Genomic DNA, 17,990 nt, shown 5'->3' on the forward strand with positions numbered 1-17,990 from the left:
CTCTCGCCTTGAAACAACTTCATACTGTCAGATCAACCTCGAAGTTGCGACGACAAACAAACCAACAGGACTAAATTTCTGCCGCACACGTACGACGACCTTGGTCTTAATGTCACGCGAATGCACTGCAGAGACCAGTCAGGCGACGCGAAAAAGAAGCGGTTTTCGTTATGTCAGCTACACATTAATCCTGACGTTGTACCCCAGCGCCCGCAGCCCCTTACTGGTGCGCATATTTCTTGGTGGAAATTCGTCGGGGCGGCCCCAGCCGATAATCTCACCGAGGCTGCTTAACCCGATGTGCGGGATCGCCCAATCGTCGCTGCGGATAGCATTCCAAATTCTTGCCGAAACGTTGCCGGTACCCCAAACGACGTAATTCAACAACTCGAGAACTGTCTTACCCTCTCGGGACCGTTGCTGCCAGAGCCATTCGCCGAATTTCTCAACTTTGTCATCGCTAGACTGCGGTCGATCTGGCAAACCCAAGTGCTCGTTCTCCTGTTTGATCGCGTGGTCGCGGATTGCGTGTACACGGGAGACTGCATCGACAAACTCCTCCTCACTGAGCGTCAGAATACGATCGCGCGCCAACAGCTCACGCAGTCGCGGCGCCCACTCATTGATAGTGCGCTCCTCAAACGAGTGGTCGAAGTCGGCGGCATGCCACCACTCCAGCGCGCTCTGAAGCGCCAGCTCCGGGTTCTTGGAGTTCCTGGCGAAGAACTCTTCGTAGGGATGTCGGTTTCCTTCCTTGACACGCTTGTAGTAATAGGCATGCAGAAACTGGTCGGCCTGAACTCCAGGGGCCACCGATGCGTCGATCCATCCCGGCTTGACCCCCGTCGTGGAAACTCTGGCTGCGATGGATCGCATCACCTGAAGCGTATCGTTCCAGTCCTGCTCAAACTTCTGAAAGCGCTTCTCGGACGACCGCTTCGTGTCGACGAACACCAACCCCTGATTCTTCGGCAACAAACGGTCCTTGTCGAACTGCTGCTCAAGCCCATATTCGCGCTTCGAAAGTTCTGACCGCCGGTCCGCCAGACGCAACTGCTCTTGGTAGATCTCTTTAGTCAGTGGCCGTGCACGGTCATCCACCTCCTCGAAGAAGCGCAGCAGCTCTCGTTCCATGCCCGTCTCAACGAGCTCGTCATGCGGCAGGAAGGTACCCGCTTCGATGTTCGAGATCCAGGCACGATCCGACAAATTGGCGGACCCGATGTAAGCTCCGGCATCCACCCACCAGATGACCTTCGCATGCAGGATGTCAGGTACGAGCTTGCAGTCGAAATTCGGGCTGGCCTTGTCGAGGAACCACTTTAAAACGGCTGGATCGACAGCTACGGTGTGGTCGTAACGGCCGAAGAACTCCAGCGGCTTCAAGTTTCGCGAACATGCATCGAACAACTGCATGTTGTCTCGGCTGACGTAGGCGACTGCCGCACGAACACGTGTGCAGGGCTCTATCAGCTCGGCTAGCAAGTTCTGCAGAAGCTGTTTGTTCAGAGGGCCTGCGATAAATCTCATAGTCCTTTTGACCCAGCTCTACGCCCAAACCTGATCGAGGTTTTTAGCCACTGCCAGTTTGTCCCGCAACGCGTATCGGGAAGACTGCATATTGACCTCGCTGCTGTCCGGACGCGGGATAGGAACGATCGCAGTTGCCGCGCCGCGGAATTTGATCATGTACTTTCCCGTATCGTTGTACGGAACGATGGCATCTATCTCGGCGATATGGGTGATGGCAGCAACGGGGGAGACCTGATAGGCGGCGATGAACTTCAGTTTCGAGATATGTTTCGCATTAATCCGCACAGCGAACCAACAATGTTCATTCAGAAAGCGTTGCTTGAACCCTTCCTCGCGCGCTGGCACAACGATGGTGTCAAACTTTTCGCTCTCTGAACCGACGGGCTGCACCTGATCTCTCGTGTCGTCCTGTTTGGGCGGCGTGAAGGCGTTGATTCCAAGCATCGGAAGAATCAACAACATGTCAGCCAGGAACGCCTGGGCCGTTGCCCTTGCTGCCGGGGCCATAGTGGGTGCAGTCGAGTTGTTTTTATTCAGAAGAATGGCTCTATCGTGCTTCTTGGCCAAAGAAACCAATGCCGACTCCAGGTACTGGACCTCCGTCTTACCAATCTTATGGTTGCGATCGAAGAAGTAGACGCCCCACACCCATCCCTCCTTGTTTGAGACGTGGTTCTTCAAGCGATCACCGACGGGATCGGCCTCACCGATGTAGATCGTCTCTTCGGCAGCATTGCCCACAAGGATGTAGATACCGGCCTGGGAGAAGCCCGGTTCCTGCTTCAACAGGTGGAAAAGCTCCCTGTTGAAGACGACGCCGTAGCCTGACCAGTTCGACTTGTCGAGGTGGCGAATGCCTTCGGGATCACCGGTGGTTGCGAAAAGCGTGATTGAGAAAGGTTGCATAGGTACCTCGCTCAAATCTTTACTTCGAAGCGCAAAAAGTCGGTGAGCCGCTTTGATTCGGCGATCTCGTCGTGCGGCACCAGCAAGTACCGCCACGGCTTGGTGCCGACTGTTGCCGCGTGATCCGAAGCGTGCTTGCACCACCGCGCAGCGGCAGCAGCCTTGGCCTGAACTTCCTGAGTATTGATGTCGGCTCTGGCCTTGGTTTCCACCATGAAGATGGTCGAATCCGTTTCCGCCACGAAGTCAGGGATGTACTCTGGCTGCTCAGTGCCCAGCTTGTAGTAAATCTGGAACTGGCCCTTGGCAGGCTTGAACCACTTCGACGCGTCGCGCTCCAGGATGACGGCGAAGCGACGTTCCGTGTCGGAGTCGAACTTCTGCAACGGGTAGAGACAGCGCGCGAAGCCACCGAACAGCATCTGCTTGATCCGGCCCAGCTCGGTGACGGTTTCCCGGAAGTGGTGAGCCGTCTGACCGGCAGTGGCCGTGTAGTTGCAGGCTTTCAGTTCCGTGAAACCACGGCTGACCTGCACCTCGTACTCGGTCGCTTCCTCCCAGAAGTGCGTCATCATCTGCGCGTGAATTTCACGAGCGATCAGCCGGCGATCCCGATCCAGCACGCCTCTGGCTTCCGCTTCGGAAAGGTACCCCTGCAGGTGCTGCACCATCTGACCTGAGAGGTCATAGAGCAGATCGGCATGCGTGAAGTAGTCGATGTCGTCGAAGTCCACCAGCGCGTGAACGATGTAGTCCTCCAACCGCTGCTCTTTAAGGCCGACTTCAGATGCCAGCGTGTCCTGCTCGTTGGTGTGCAGGTTGTGAATGATGATCTCGCGCTCGCCGGGCTGAAGATGCAACTGAGCGACATCGAGCTTGAACGGGTGGAAGCCCGTGGTGACCTCGCCGGTTGGCACCACCGCGATTCGGGGAATATCGATGGTTTGCTGGACGACGATCTCAGTGGTCTTGGCTACCACGGCCGAGAGGTCGAGTGCAGGCATCCCGTCGTCGACTCCCGCCAGCAACTCGCCCTGAGCAGGCTTCAGGCGCTGGGTCACCTCAGCCAGGATCGCGGCCTGCACTTCCGCGTTGAGCAGTGCGCCGCTGGTCGGAACGAGATCGCGCTTGACCTCGTACTTGCCGATGACGTCCATCACAACGCGGGCGGCCTGGCGTTCGCGTTCCGTGGCGAATACTGGCGCGGGGGCTGGACTGGCCGGAGCCGTGCCTGCGTTTGCCTGAGCGCTGGCGATAGTGGGCGCGTCAGCAAGTCCCAGGCGCGTCATCGCACCCGATCCGACCTGGACGCTCACCTTCTTGTCATCGGCGCTCGGCGCCTCGAGGATCACCTGCTTCAGCCTGATCGGTGAGTCGCCCCTATTGGCTTCGTCGATGATTTCCTGAAACTTGTCGTGCGCGACGATGTTGAGGCGATCAACCGCTGCCACGCCGGTGCGTTTGCCATAGGGCAGCCGCAGCCCGCGACCAATGGACTGCTCAATCAGCGTGCGCGCATTGGCCGCACGCAACGGAACGATGGTGTAGAGGTTGGTGACGTCCCAGCCCTCTTTGAGCATGTTGACGTGAATGACGATCTCCGTCGGCTCGTCCACGCTCTCCACTGCGAGGAGGCGCGTGATCATCTCTTCCTCCTCCGCGCCCGTGCGGCTGGAGTCGACCTGAATCACCTTGCCTTGATAGCGTCCCTCGTAGAACGCTTCTGACTCTAGAAGCGCCAAAAGTTGCCCTGCGTGAGTGGTATCACGCGCAATCACGAGCATGAACGGCTTCACCACCTTGACGCCGTTTTCGCGGGCGTAGGTCAGCAGCTCCACCTTGGTGGTTTCGTGCAGGCGAACACCGTCCTCCAACTTGGTCTTTTCGATCTCTTCGGGCGTGTGGGCCTTGGCGTCGAAGTTGCGCTGGGTCACGGCGGCGGGCTCCTTGACGAAGCCATCTTCCATCGCACGCGCCAATGGGTAGTCCATCACCACGTTCTTGAACGGGACGGGGCCGCGCGTGGATTCCACGAACGGTGTCGCCGTCACCTCCAGGCCGAACAGCGGCTTAAGTTCGTTGATGGATCGAACCCCAGCGCTGGCGCGATAGCGGTGCGACTCATCCATCAGCAGCACGAGATCTGGCAGGTTGGCCAGATGGTTGAAGTAGCTGTCCCCAAGCACTTCTTTCATCCGCTTAATGCGTGGCTCTTTGCCGCCCCGCACCTCGGAATTGATTTTGGAGATGTTGAAGATATTGATGCGGATGTCGTGGGCAAAGCCTGTTGGCTGATCGGCGACAACTGCGCCGGTCTGGTCGTAGTTGTCGCCAGTGATGATCAGCGGAGGTTGCTGCGCGAACTCGGCGATGCCCTTGAAAACGTACTTCGGCGTGTTGCGCGTGAAGTCTGCGATCAGCTTGTTGTAAATCGTCAGGTTCGGTGCCAGCACGAAGAAATTGTTGATGCCGTGCGCCAGATGGAGGTACGCGATAAACGCGCCCATCAATCGGGTCTTGCCGACGCCGGTGGCGAGGGCGAAGCACAACGACGGAAACTCCCGCTCGAAGTCCTCCAACGTTGGAAACTCTGCCTTCAGGTTGGAGAGAATCTCCGCCACGTCCTGGTCGTGGCCGAGCAAGCTGGGCGCAGACCCAAGCGCTCGAACCAATTTCGAGAGCGATTCCGTCTGGGGCGGACGAAGAGACAATCGGCCTGTAACGGCATTCTGAACGCGTGCATTCATTATTCATCCTCCCCAAACAGGCCGCCTTGCCCAGTGCTCGCGGAGGCAGATTTCTTCGCTTTAGGTGCTGCAGTGTCAGTTGCGGGCGCATATTTTTCTACCTGAGCCATTGGCAGGTTTGCCACATTCAGGCTGTAGTCGTCGTGGCCCCATTCACAACGGGCCAGCACCATCTTGGGAATTTTCTTCAGCGTCAGGTTCGGCCAGCGCTCCGATGCCTTGGCAGTCGTGACGCCGTGGAAGGCGGCACAGCACACGAGCAGACTTTGGTCGCTTCCGACCTCGTCGGAAAGTGCTTGCAACTGCTCCGCAGAGAGGTTCTGCGTTGTCACGTAGATGAAGTCCCGTTCACTTGAGTGGCCGTGTTGCCACCATTGCACTTCAGATGGTGCGTAGTTGAACCCCTCCAACTTACACAACGCTTCTGCGAGATGAGTCGCGTCGTACTCCGGGTTGATTATCGGATTGCCCCAGCGATCGTTGACGATTAAGGTAGATGCAAGGGTGAAATAGCGAAATCCGCCGCCGCCTATCCAATTTGCTGCGTCGGTAATTCCACCCTTGTCTTCGCCATCAATGACTTTCCTCAGGCGAGGAATAACGTGCGTGTGACAGTGCTCACCCAGTTCGACCATGATCCAACGCCGGCCCATTTTATGGGCTACTGCACCGGTGGTTCCTGAACCTGCGAACGAATCGAGCACAAGGTCACCGGAAACAGTTGCCAGATGAAGAATCCGATAGATGAGCCGCTCCGGCTTTGGCGTGTCAAACACCGTGTCAGCATCAATTTGTAGAATTTCCTTCTTGGCTTCTTGGTTGTTTCCGACTTCGCCATGGAACCAGATTGATTGTGGCGTTAATCCGCCCTCCATCTCGCTGAGATACTTTTTTAGGCGCGGAAGATTACTACCATTGGGACCAAACCAAAGCCGCTCATCCGCCTTGAGTTTCTCAATATTTTCTTTTGGACGACTCCAGCTGCGTCCCTTAGCCGGAAATACGGTCTTTCCAGAAGGAGTAATTAAACCCCAGTAGTCTCGATCTCTATGCTCCGCACGAGTAAGATCAGTCGCTGTCCATGGACCTCGTGGATCGTTATCCGGATTTTTGTATCTTTCGTTCATTTCCGCCGAGCGCGGGAGAGCATTTGGAAACCAGCGGCTCTTGTCTAATGCGTAGCAAAGTATGTGATCGTGACTGCTACTAATCCACTTGGCGTCGTTTTGAGGAGAGAATTTCTTCTGCCAAACGACATTGGATATAAAATTGGCTCTTCCGAATATCTCATCACACAAGACCTTTAAATAATGCGCCTCGTTGTCATCAATCGTTATCCAAAGTGATCCATCGGAAGAGAGCAAACGCTTGATAATCTCCAACCTGTCACGCATCAAGCCCAGCCAAATCGAGTGCTCTAACCCATCTTCGTAATGTGTAAACGCACTACCGGTGTTGTAAGGTGGATCAATAAAGATGCACTTTACTCGGCCTGAAAATTCTTGTTCAAGAGCCTTCAATGCCAACAGATTATCGCCAAAGATCAGGCGGTTGTCGAAGATGTCGGAGTCCGAAAATCGACGCTTAGCATGATACGATTTCTCAGGCTTTTCAACCAAGATGCGCGGCTCAAGCTTTGGTCGCTTTTCCTTACCGATCCAGGTGAGTTCTAGTTTTTGTTTGCTCATTGGGTTGCTCTCATAGTTGCGGAGCGGCTTTTACCAAGCGCTCCGCCAAATCGTGTGCAAGTGACTTTTTCTCAGCGGCCAGCGTATTCAAACGCTCCGGGTTGGTTTCTATCTGGAAATGGGATAAGCCAAAGTGCATCTTCATCAAATCATTGAGAAATGGAATCGCTCTTTCCATCTTCCTGAAGTGCGCCAAAGGCCCCTCGGCAAGCTTTAAACGCTTTGTTACTGGATCGACTGCAAGATCAACTGCCTCTTGCCTTAACTGATCCAGCTGTTGACTAATAAGCGCGAGAATCGCAGTCGGCTCAATGACGTTTGCGGCACCAACACGGGTGCGCAAACGCTTCAACATGACTGCCGTGATAACGTGGATGCCGTGGCGGTAGATCAAGCGTTCTTGGCTGCGTGCTGGCGCCTTCTGTTCATAGTCAACGACCAGGGATCGAACGGCACGGTGACATAGGACAGCGTTGACTAGCGTTGCACCAGCCAGCTCCGTGGTGAACAGTGATTGGTATTCCACTGAATCAGGATTGGCGAGTCGTGCAGGTTCGCTCTTGAGCCAAATAGGAAAGCGCGGATCATTTTGATGAAGTGCCAGTGCGCGCAGCGCCTCATCGAGTGTGATGGCCTTGGTGCCAGTTGTTGCAACCACTTCGGGACGATAGTGATATTCGAAACCAAGGTGTGCGATTTCCTGCCGCAGCCGCTCCTGGTTTTCGTCGAGCGAAGCAAAGTTGGCGGTTTGGACAGGGTTTTGATGGTTGCGAGCCTTTGTCACCCGCTTCCCGAATGGCCCATCTGCTGGGGCCTTAATCAGGGTAAGCATCACTTTTGCGTCGTCGATGTTCCTGTCCGGATGCTGGCGCGCGAACTCGGCGGCCGAGGCCACTGTTTGTGCGCCGTTGATGATGGACAGGCCGCGCAACTTGAACTTCTTCACCCCGTTTTTAGTGGCCTTCGGCTGTATCAGGTCGCAGACGGCAGTGACACCATTGTTGAGATAGAAGAAATCACCTGGAGCGTCGTGCAAGGTGGTCTTGATGGCCTTGTTGACATCGGACTTGCTACTACCGAGGAAGTACCGAATGTTCCTTTCGTACAGGGCCTTGCCGTGCGTCTGGTGCAGCGCCACCAAGTCGCCCAACCGTGCAACACCATAGTACGTGCTTCGCGGGTGCTCGACCTTCTCGTACTTTTGCAGCGAGATGTCGGTGTGCACCGGTTGATATGCCTGTTCCGCCAGAAGATCGCGGGCGATTTCGGGCGCTGAGTAGTACTCCACCTGCTTGACCAACCGCTCTTCGTCGAGGTCTTCGTCTTCAAGCAGCGCCTGCAAAGCATCGCTGGCGGTCTGCGAGACGCCATCGCCGGTGTAGGGCACCACCAGCTTGATGTGGCTGCACGAGTCGAGTGCGCTCTCGATGTCAGCCTTGCGGTTCTGCACATTCGCGTTGAAGGCACTGAAGTCCTGCTTGAGCAGCAAGCGGACGCCCTCGCAGAACGGAAGTGCATCTTCCTGTTTGAACTGCTCCGACTCCTTCAGTTTTGTCTGCAGCAGATACAGCGTTTCCGTTGGCGCGTCGTAGTGGATCGCGTCGATACCCTTGTCCTGAAAGTCATCCACCACGGACGCGGCGGCAGCCTGCGGAGTGATGTCGAGGAGCTTGTGCAGGGCAAAGGCGCTGAAAGCTCGCGATAGTTGCTTTGCAGCCTGATCGGCTGCACCGACTTTGCCAAGCAGCGGCGGAAGTGACGGCACGAAGCGCGCGGCCAGCACCTTCTTCAGAATGGTCATGTAGTGAGGTTCGAGCGCAGCCATCACACGAGCTCCCATTCGATGGTGAACAGCGTGTGCTCGACAACCTGCTGCTGCAGCTGGACTTCCAGTTGGGTAATCAGGCCGTCGCGCTGGCTCTCGACCTCGTCCTGTCGGGCGAACAACTCGCGCCGCAACTTGGAGCGCTTTGCTTCAAGCTCGCGCTGGCGCTTCTGGTGGGCCAGCTTTTCTTCGAGTGTCGGTGAAGTTGCTGCGGTACGACGCACTTCCTTGATCTCGGAATCGATGGCCTTGATCTCTTGCTCAAGTCCCAGCTTCAAGTCATCGGCCCAAGCATCCAGCTTCTGGACTTCTTGGTCGAAGTAGCCGAGGTTGCGCTGGTTGATCTCACGGAGCAGGGCAATCTTGCGGGCCTCCACGTCCTCCACAAGGGGCGCGTCTGCCGTGCTGAAAAGCCCCGCCAACTGCGACCGCGCAGGCAGGCGCAGCAACTTCTCCGGGTCATCCTCTGCGAGGGCGTGGCCATCTGAAGTACTGGCCGCCACCACCAAGTGCTGCTCCTCGTTGCCGAGCGCTTCCACGGATACCAGTTTCAGGGTCAACCAGCCGGTCTTGCCTCGATAGGCCTTAAGCGTACTCATCTGCGTGCCGTAAGCGTCATAGTCAAAAACGAGCCGTGTGCTGGCGAGTTGACGGGTTTTCGCTTGATCGGCCACCCAGACCGCGAGCGGATGTCCGATCCGGTAGAGGTATGCATCACCGGAGCGTCGGGGAAGCTCGTAGCGTCCTAGATCGATGCCGTCAAAGGCCCCTTCCGGCGCGCTTTGAAGTACGAATCCATCGTCGTCAAAAGTGGCGCAGCCGGCCAACTCTGCCCTAGTCAGATCCATCAGCATTCGTTCGTACTTGTTACGTGCAGCGCGACTGTCCTCCGCGCGGACGCGCAACTTGTCCTGGACTTCCTCGTCGAAGTTTTCGAGCAAGATCTGGCGAGTCTTGACCATAGCCTCGCTGATTTCGCCTGACAGGTCGAGCTGCAGCTGTTCAAAGCTGGCCTTGATGGCATCCGGATCACGGCAGTTCTGGTAGATGTCGGCGATGCGCCGTTCAAATTCCACGCCCGAGCCAATCGCACCCAGCACCTCGTCACTGGCTCCGAAGACGCCCTCGAAGAGCTGAAACTTCTGCGCCAGCAGCTCATAGACACGCGCGTCTGCCTCGTTGCTGCGGTCAACGAAATTCACGACCACCACGTCGAACTTCTGTCCATACCGATGGCAGCGCCCGATGCGTTGTTCGATGCGCTGCGGATTCCAGGGCAGGTCGTAATTGATGACCAGTGAGCAGAACTGGAGGTTGATGCCTTCGGCACCGGCCTCCGTCGCAATCATCACGGTGCCGCGCTCTTTGAAGTGCTCGACCAATGCGGCTCGGGTGTCGGCGGTCTTTGAGCCCGTGATGCTATCCGTTCCCTCGTGGCGCTTGAGCCAGTCTTTGTAGACGGCCTGTGCTCGGGCATCGCTGTTGGTGCCGTTGAACAGCACGATGCCTTCTCCGTAGGGCGTCTCCGCCAAGAGCGAGAGGAGGTATTCCTGCGTACGCTTTGACTCGGTAAAGATGATGGCTTTCTTGGCAGCCCCGAGGCGCTCCAGTTCTGAAAACGCCCGATCCAGCGCAGTCAACAACGCTTTGCCTTTGGCGTTGTCGCGTATGTTCGTCGCCAGCGTCTTGAAGTGCCAAAGCTCGGCAATCTCCTGCGTTACGGCATCACGCTCGTTGGGCGTCGGCGGCGCTGTGCTTGGGTCCTGCCCATTCCACTCGTCGGCGGTTTCGTCTAGCGATTCATAGTCTTCGTCCAGCACTTCGGCAAGATCAAGAACGTCCGAGGATTCGTCCAGCTCTCCCTGCAGGCGCTTGGCCATCGTTTCCAGTGCCCCGGCGATGGCGTGGGTAGAGGACGCGAGCAACTTCCAAAGTACTAGGGAGATCAACTGGCGCTGGCCCTCCGGTAGCGCCTTGAGATTGGGTCGCCGCAGGTAGTCAGCGACGAGGTTGGACAGTTCCCGCTCCTCAGAGGATGGGGTGAACTCCTCAACGATAGCTCTGCGCGCCGTGTACGGAACGTACTGCTGAACCTGGCGGCGCAGCGTTCGCTTGCAGACGGGGCCAAGTCGAGTTCGCAGCGCGGCAAATGCCTGTTCTCTGGGCTGGGCGGCGAACTGGGATCGAAAGCTGTCGATGTCGCCGAAAACTCGGTCATCGATCATGCTGACCAGACCGTAGAGTTCCAGCAGCGAGTTTTGCAGCGGCGTGGCGGTCAACAGCACCTTGGAGTGAACATGGGCCAGCGCTTCTTTCAGCGTCTTGGCGATGACGTTGCTGGTCTTGTAGACATTGCGCAGACGATGCGCTTCGTCGAGGACGACCAAGTCCCAAGCGATGTCCTTTATATCGTCCGCTTTGGACTTCGCAAACTGGTACGAGCAGATAACCGGCCCCGATGCCATCAGGAATGGGTTCTGGCGTTCCTGCTTGCGGATGGTGTTGTAGTTCTTGGCCTCCAGGATCAGGCCCTGCAGACTGAACTTGTCTTGCAGTTCCTGATGCCACTGCTTACGCAAGTTGGCAGGCACGATGATCAGTATGCGGCGACGGCGCTCGGCCCAGCGCTGCGAGATCACAAGCCCGGCTTCAATGGTCTTTCCGAGCCCGACCTCGTCTGCCAAGATGACGCCGCGCGAGAGTGGGTTGCTGCAGGCGAACAGTGCGGCCTCGACCTGATGGGGGTTGAGGTCAACCTGCGAGTCGACGAGGGTGGAGGCCAGCGACTCGACTGTGTCACCTGCCGCACGCCGCGTCAAAAGCCACGCGTAGTACTGGCTTTGATGCTGTGTCAAAAGCTGCTGCGTTATCAACTGCGATCCTCCCTGTGTACCTGACAAGATGTGATTCGGTTGTAGTCTTGGCGCACGGTCACTCCGCCTCCGGCTTCTTCTTGTTGAAGCTTTTGGCGATCCAACTATCCAACTTGGAGTGAAGTGCCGCCAAGCTTGAACGCGGGAATCTCACCCTTTTGAGCAGTGCGACAGACCGTCCACTTCTCGGCCTTGAGGTACGCGGCGACCTCGTCGAGTGTCAGGATTCGCCATCTGTAACAAGTCATCGGTTGCCTTTGTTTTTGGCCTGCGACGGAACCTGATTGCCAAATCAGTCGATTTTCCCACATACACAAGGTATTTAATAAGCCATAGGCCAAGCTTGAGCCAGTGGAGGAGGAAGTAAGAAGGGAGGTCTATCCCTGGAGCGGCGAATCTGCCTACATGCTGCGTAGTTCACTTGTAACAACGGCCGACCCTACATGGCGTGAGTCTAGGTGGCCGCTGCTGCAGCAAAGTAGCCGGTAGCTGGTTATGCCACTGCCAGCAGTAACGGTTGATTGCAAACCGACCTCATAAAAATGACCCCTACCTACCCCACACACTCCCTCCACACCCCCACCCCATAATCCCGCCCGCAACCCCCAGCCCTCCCCCGGCCCTTCTTGCAGGCACAAGACATGACTTCACTGACCGAGCTGTGGCAGGCAGCCATCACCTGGCTCGCCACCCACGCCGTAACCCCCACCGTCCACTGGCTGGACATCGCCCAGGCGGCCGGCGATCCGCGTGAGATTGCCGAGGCGGTGCTGATTGCCGGGCTGCAGTTGTTCCTGATCGCGGGGGTGATGCGGCCGCTGGAGAGCCTGTTTCCGGCGGAGCGCTGGAGCGACCGGCGGCTGACCACGGTGGACCGCAACTACACGCTGCTGATGCTGCTGGGGCTGTTTCCGCTGTTCAGTTTTCTGGTGCTGATGCCGTTTGCCAGCATGCTGGGCGGCGGGCCGGCGGCCGAGGAGGCGACGGGGCTCAAGCACTGGGTGCCGTGGTTTGCGGACCATCCGGTGGCGCTGTTCCTGGTGTACTACGTGGTCTACGACCTGGTGTATTACTGGATGCACCGCGCCCAGCATGTGATTCCCTGGTGGTGGGCCATGCACAGCATGCACCACAGCCAGCGCCAGATGAGCTGCTGGAGCAATGACCGCAGCCATTACCTGGACGGCATGCTGCAGTCCTTCATCCTGGCCACGGTGGGGCTGGCGATGGGGGTGGAGCCTTCGGAGTTTGCGCTGCTGGGGCTGCTCAGCGAGCTGGTGCAGAACTTCTCGCACGCCAATGTGCGGCTGCGCCTGGGCTGGCTGGGCCGCGTGGGTGAGCGGGTGCTGGTGGGCCCGCTGTTCCACCGCCACCACCACATGCTGCGCGACCCCGATCGGCCCACGCGCCACAACTGCAATTTTGGGCAGGTGCTGCCCTGGTGGGACATGCTGTTTGGCACGGCGCTGTACACCGACGAGCCCGTGCGCCCCACGGGCGTGAGCGACCCCGAGGTGGACGCCGACAACGAGCGCGGGCTGGTGGCCATGCAGTGGCATACGCTCAAGCGGTTCTGGGGGGCGTTTCGCCGGCGCGAGGGCTGGCGGCTGGGCGATGTGTCCTTCGGGCCGGGCTACCGGCCCATTCATGACGACGATGGGGCCCAGCCCCATCCTGCGGCCGGGGCGGCTGCGGTGACTGGGGCGGCCGGGGTTGCGCCTACGGCTCCAGGTTCGGCCGCATCAGCGCCTCGAACCAGTCGATGAAAACCGCCAGCCGGCGCGAGCGCTGGCGGCGGTGCGGGTACAGCAGCGCCACGGGCATGGGCGCTGCGCGGTGGGCGGGCAGCACTTCCACCAGCTCACCCGTGTCCAGCAGGTGCTGCACGTCATAGCGCGGGATCTGGATCAGCCCCAGGCCGGCGCGGCAGCAGGCGATATAGCTTTCTGCGTTGTTGGTCACCACGCGGCTGGGCACGGCCAGGGTCTGCGGCCCATCCACTCCATCCACATCGCTCGCCCCACTCCATTCCCAGGGCAGTTCCCGCCCCGTGCGCGGCGAGGCATAGCCCACGCTCCAGTGGCCGTGCAGCAGGTCCTGCGGCTGCTCGGGCAGGCCGTGCTCACGCAGGTAGGCGGGGCTGGCGCAGTTGATGAGGGCAATGCAGCCCAGCGGGCGAACCACCAGGCTGCTGTCATGCAGCGTGCCCACGCGCACGGCGCAGTCCACGCCTTCCTGCACCAGGTCGATGGCGCGGTCTGACGAGCCCAGCACCAGCTGCAGCCCCGGATGCCGGCGCATGAGCCCCGGAAGCGCAGGCGCCAGCAGGCGGCGCGCGATGCGGCTGGGCACGTCCACATGCAGCCGGCCCGTGGCCTGGCGCGTGCGGGCCTGGAACATCTGCTCCACGTCCTCGGCCTCTGACAGCAGCGGGCGCACACGCTCCAGCAACTGGGCGCCATCGGCCGTGAGGCTGACCTGGCGCGTGGTGCGGTGCAAGAGCCTTGCGCCCACCTGCTCCTCCAGCTGCTGCACGGCAGCGGACACCGTGGCGCGTGGCAGGTCCAGCGCATGGGCGGCCTTGATGAAGCTGCCCATCTCGGCCACCTGCATGAAGATCCGGTATCGGTCGAGTCGGTCCATGGGACGCAGCATAGTCCGTGCAGCAGTCCTTCTACTTGGCCTACTTGGTGGTGTAGCCGCCGTTGATCAGGATGGTCTGCCCGGTGATCCACCAGCCGTCGCTGACCAGGTGGCGGATGAAGGGCACCACGTCTTCGATGTGCGTCAGCCCCGAGGGCGAGAACGGCGACAGCGCCGCCGCGCTCTTGTGATAGGCCACGGCGTCCGCGCCTTCCTGGCCGTAGAAGAACGGCGTGTCCATGGGCCCCGGCCCCACGGCCGTGACCGAAATGCCCCGCGCCCCGAACTCCTTGGCCGCCGCCCGCGTGAAATGCTCCACCGGCGCCTTGGTGCCCGCATAGGAAGAATAGAACGGCGTGAACGCGCCCAGCAGCGAGGTCACCAGGGTCACGATCTTGCCGTGGTCGTTGACATGGCGCCCCGCCTCCTTGAGGAAGAAAAACGCCGACTTGCCGTTGACGGCAGCCATCTCGTCGTACTCCGCCTCGCTGATCTCCATCAGCGGCTTCTTGAGCACCTTGCCCACGGTGTTGATGGCAATGTCCGGCCGGCCCACGGCGTCCACGGCCTCTGCAAAAAGCCGCTCCACAGCGCCAGCGCGCGTCAGGTCACCCTGCAGCGCCACGGCCTCTGCGCCCAGCGCACGCACTGCGGCCACCGTGGTCTCTGCCTCAGCCCGGGAAGACTCGCTGTTGTAGTGCACCACCACGGCCCGCGCGCCGTGCCCCGCCAGATCACGGGCAATCAGCCCGCCCAGATTCTTGCCGCCGCCTGCAATCAGCGCCACCTTGCCGCGAATGGAATGGTCTGCCATGGAAACGCTCCTTGTGCTTGGATGAAGCACCCAGCTTAGGCAGCCCGCCCCCCGCGATAAACCCGCGCAGCCGGGATGGATCATCCAGAAAACCAGAACAATCAGCCGCGCCAGCGACCCCTGCCCCCGGCAGCCCGCTCCGCTCCCCCTCCCGTATGCCCGCGCCTGCGTCGGGCCGCCTGCGGGGTTGCAGTCCTGCCGCAGGACAGGACTGCTTCGTCATCTGACTCGCCGTGATTGTCTGAACGGAGCGCGCAGCGCGAAGTGAGTTTCACGGCGAACCCCGCAGGCGGCCCGACGCAGGTTGCCCCGCAGCGCAGCGAAGGGGTCGCGGGCATTCGGGTCGCCTTTGCTTTGCCTACTTTCCTTTGGCGAAACAAAGGAAAGTAGGTCGGCCGCCGGGCCGAGACCCGGCCTCGAAAAAACACCACCCGGCAGGGTCAAAAAGCCAAACCCGCGTCACGCCAGACGAACAAGACAAGCCTCACGACAAGGTCCGCTCGTACATATACCGCCGCGACCAAGGCAACGAAGCAGCCCCCTGCCCCGCCCTCCGACAAACCACCTGAAAGATAGACACGTCATCGTGTTCAAACGCATAAGCACACCCCGCCAAATACACCCTCCAAATCCGAAACCTCTCCTCCTCCACCAACGCCCGAATCTCCGGCACACAAGCCTCAAACCGCTCCAGCCACAACTGCAACGTGCGCACGTAATGCCGCCGCAACCCCTCCACATCCAGCACCTCCAGCCCCCCACGCTGCATGCCCTCCAGCGCCAGACTCAGGTGGGGCAGTTCGCCATCAGGAAACACATAGCGGTCGATGAACGCACCGCCGCCCAGGGCCGTGGCGCCCACGTCGGCATCGGTGGAGGTGATGCCGTGGTTCAGCGCCAGGCCGTCATCGGCCAGCAGCTCGCGCATGTGCGCAAAGTACATGGGCAGGTTGCGGCGGCCCACATGCTCGAACATGCCGACGCTGGTGATGCGGTCGAAGCGCCCCTGTACGTCGCGGTAGTCCTGCAGGCGGATCTCGATGCGGTCGGCCAGGCCTGCGGCGCGCACGCGCTCGGTGGCCGCTTCGAACTGGTTGCGCGACAGCGTCACGCCCACGCAGTGCGCGCCAAAGTGCTGGGCCGCGCGCAGCACAAGGGCACCCCAGCCGCAGCCGATGTCCAGCAGGCGCTGGCCGGGCTGCAGGCGGATCTTGGTGAGGATGTGGTCCAGCTTCTTGCGCTGGGCGGTGGCCAGGTCCTCGTCGCCGTTCTCGAAGTAGGCGCAGGAATAGACCATGCCCTCGTCCAGCCAGAGCCGGTAGAAGTCATCGGAGACGTCGTAGTGGTACTGGATGGATTCGCGGTCCGTGCTGCGGCTGTGCCGAAAGCGCCTGGCCGCGCGCGCCGCAAGCGCCAGCCGCCCCGGCCCCTTGCCCGCGCCCTGGGTCTTGGACATGCGGCGAGCCAGCGCATAGCCGAAGTCGATGACGTCGGGCAGGCGGCCGTCGATGTCGATCTGGCCCTTCACATAGGCCTGGCCCAGGTGGTCCAGGCTGGGGTCCAGCAGCAGCGGCAGGGCCGAGGCGCTGCGCACGGTGAGCGTGACGCGCGGCTGCTCGAAGCGGCCGAAGTCGAACTGCTCGCCATTCCACAGCACCAGCCGCGCCGGCAGATCGGCCTGCGCACGCACGGCCTCGGCCCAGCGCCTGAGCTTCTTGTCCCAGAGCATCTTGCATCTCCCCGGGGCTGGCGGCGCCCCCCTTTTGACATGACCCGCATGAAAAGCAAATGACCAGTCTTGCCGGTTCATGTGACGGCAAGACGTCAGGCCGGGAGCCCGCGCCGGTAGCGGATCGATACAGACCCGATGGCGCCCACACCCCGCCAGCGGCCCGGCTTGGGGCACACTGGCCGGCGTTCCAACTGCCCCGGCGCGAAAGCGCCTGCGACAGACCCATGCAAGCCTTTGACCTGAGCATCGAACACTGCATCGAGCACCGCAACGAACAACGCAGCACCGGCGGCTATGGCCTGCCGGCCGGATTTCAGGAACCTGCCATCGAACTGGAGCCAGTGACGCCATGGCCATGACCCATACCCAGGCGCTGTCCAAGCTGGCAGCCGACACCCTGGTGCAGACCCTGGAGGAAGACGTGGCGCGCGTGATGGCGCGCACGTTTGCGCTGGGCCGGCACGATGCCGCTATCGCGGCCAACTACGGCGGCCATGCGCTGCCGCCCCTGCTGCGGCGCTGGAGCTGCGTGCTGCAGGCCGGTGATGCCAAGGCAACCGCCCTGTACCGGCACAAGACGGCGCTGGCCCTGGCCATCGTGCTGCACAGGAACGGCCTGGCCGACGCGGGCCTGAACGCGGCGGCGCGCACGGCCATCGATGTGCTCAATGCCGAGGTGGCGCTCAGCGATGACTTCTTTCGCAAGTCGGCGCAGATCCGCCAGGACTTCCTGGACACGCCGCCCGCGCCGCCCAAACGCTCGCCGGGCCTGCCCGACAGCCTGACCTTCTACCGCGCGGCCGACGTGGTGGCCATGGAGCTGGACGGGCGCTTCCACGCGCTGTACGTGCACGGCTGCGCCAGGACGAACCAGAGCCCCATCGTCGAGTTCTACGACGCGGTGTTCGACCACCTGCCGCAGATGGCGGAGCTGGCCGACGTGCGCGCCCGGGGCCGGCGCTACAACGATGGCGTGGGGCGGGTGGCGCGGTTTTCCATATCGGGCCTGAAGTTCCTGCCCGACCCAGCCGGCCAGTTCACCCTGGTCAAGGCCTGCGTGGAGACGCCGCCGGACCCCGGCCATCTGCAAAAGGGCGACTGGCTCTACACCGTGTCCGACATCTTCGAGCTGCAGTCCGAGGTGGACACCATGTTCGGCCCCGGCGGCAAGCCCTGAGCCCTGAGCCCTGAGCCCTGAGCCCTGAGCCCTGAGCCCTGAGCCCTGAGCC

12 protein-coding genes are annotated in these 17,990 nt (G+C 60.4%); 3 read left to right on the plus strand and 9 right to left on the minus strand.

Going from position 1 to position 17,990, the window contains the following annotated elements:
- Positions 1-177: 177 nt before the first annotated feature.
- The 6 genes from A4F85_RS31430 to A4F85_RS13270 all read right to left on the minus strand — a co-directional run bounded on the left by A4F85_RS31430 (position 178) and on the right by A4F85_RS13270 (position 11,554).
- On the minus strand, positions 178-1,416 hold the full coding sequence (locus A4F85_RS31430) for a phospholipase (protein ID WP_442856601.1): 1,239 nt from the start codon (positions 1,414-1,416) through the stop codon (positions 178-180).
- A 132-nt stretch (positions 1,417-1,548) separates the two neighbouring features.
- The gene (locus tag A4F85_RS13250; protein ID WP_063326841.1) at positions 1,549-2,439 is read right to left on the minus strand and encodes a GIY-YIG nuclease family protein; all 891 of its coding nucleotides are present in this window, start codon (positions 2,437-2,439) and stop codon (positions 1,549-1,551) included.
- A gap of 11 nt (positions 2,440-2,450) precedes the next feature.
- Positions 2,451-5,186 (minus strand): DEAD/DEAH box helicase family protein, encoded by a 2,736-nt coding sequence (locus A4F85_RS13255; RefSeq protein ID WP_063326842.1) that lies wholly within the window; start codon positions 5,184-5,186, stop codon positions 2,451-2,453.
- Positions 5,186-6,874 (minus strand): site-specific DNA-methyltransferase, encoded by a 1,689-nt coding sequence (locus tag A4F85_RS13260; RefSeq protein ID WP_063326843.1) that lies wholly within the window; start codon positions 6,872-6,874, stop codon positions 5,186-5,188. Before A4F85_RS13260 ends, A4F85_RS13255 begins: the two co-directional genes overlap by 1 nt.
- A 10-nt stretch (positions 6,875-6,884) precedes the next feature.
- Positions 6,885-8,699 (minus strand): AIPR family protein, encoded by a 1,815-nt coding sequence (locus A4F85_RS13265; RefSeq protein ID WP_063326844.1) that lies wholly within the window; start codon positions 8,697-8,699, stop codon positions 6,885-6,887.
- A complete protein-coding gene (locus A4F85_RS13270) occupies positions 8,699-11,554 on the minus strand; it encodes an SNF2-related protein (RefSeq protein ID WP_269447118.1) in 2,856 nt (951 codons plus the stop codon). Before A4F85_RS13270 ends, A4F85_RS13265 begins: the two co-directional genes overlap by 1 nt.
- 659 nt (positions 11,555-12,213) lie before the next feature.
- Here A4F85_RS13270 and A4F85_RS13275 point away from each other — a divergent pair.
- Complete coding sequence (locus A4F85_RS13275; protein WP_047325819.1) at positions 12,214-13,338, plus strand: sterol desaturase family protein; 1,125 nt, start codon at positions 12,214-12,216, stop codon at positions 13,336-13,338.
- Here A4F85_RS13275 and A4F85_RS13280 read toward each other — a convergent pair.
- From A4F85_RS13280 to A4F85_RS13290, 3 genes are all read right to left on the minus strand, one after another.
- The gene (locus A4F85_RS13280; protein ID WP_156517021.1) at positions 13,292-14,215 is read right to left on the minus strand and encodes a LysR family transcriptional regulator; all 924 of its coding nucleotides are present in this window, start codon (positions 14,213-14,215) and stop codon (positions 13,292-13,294) included. The genes A4F85_RS13275 and A4F85_RS13280 overlap by 47 nt on opposite strands.
- Positions 14,216-14,255: 40 nt before the next feature.
- On the minus strand, positions 14,256-15,029 hold the full coding sequence (locus A4F85_RS13285; RefSeq protein WP_016453872.1) for an SDR family oxidoreductase: 774 nt from the start codon (positions 15,027-15,029) through the stop codon (positions 14,256-14,258).
- Positions 15,030-15,513: 484 nt separating this feature from the next.
- Positions 15,514-16,758 (minus strand): SAM-dependent methyltransferase, encoded by a 1,245-nt coding sequence (locus A4F85_RS13290; RefSeq protein ID WP_063326847.1) that lies wholly within the window; start codon positions 16,756-16,758, stop codon positions 15,514-15,516.
- Positions 16,759-16,985: 227 nt separating this feature from the next.
- On the opposite strand from A4F85_RS13290, the gene A4F85_RS31255 reads away from it, so the two are divergent.
- Positions 16,986-17,120: a hypothetical protein gene (locus A4F85_RS31255; RefSeq protein ID WP_269447119.1), complete on the plus strand. Its 135-nt coding sequence runs from the start codon at positions 16,986-16,988 to the stop codon at positions 17,118-17,120.
- Positions 17,111-17,938 carry a hypothetical protein gene (locus A4F85_RS13295; protein ID WP_013803533.1) on the plus strand — a complete coding sequence of 276 codons (828 nt, stop codon included), beginning with the start codon at positions 17,111-17,113 and terminating at the stop codon, positions 17,936-17,938. The genes A4F85_RS31255 and A4F85_RS13295 overlap by 10 nt, the downstream gene beginning before the upstream one ends.
- The last annotated feature ends 52 nt before the right edge of the window (positions 17,939-17,990 follow it).

Origin of the sequence: Delftia sp. GW456-R20, assembly GCF_001622915.1 — a bacterium.
GTDB classification, from domain to species: Bacteria; Pseudomonadota; Gammaproteobacteria; order Burkholderiales; family Burkholderiaceae_C; genus Comamonas; species Comamonas acidovorans.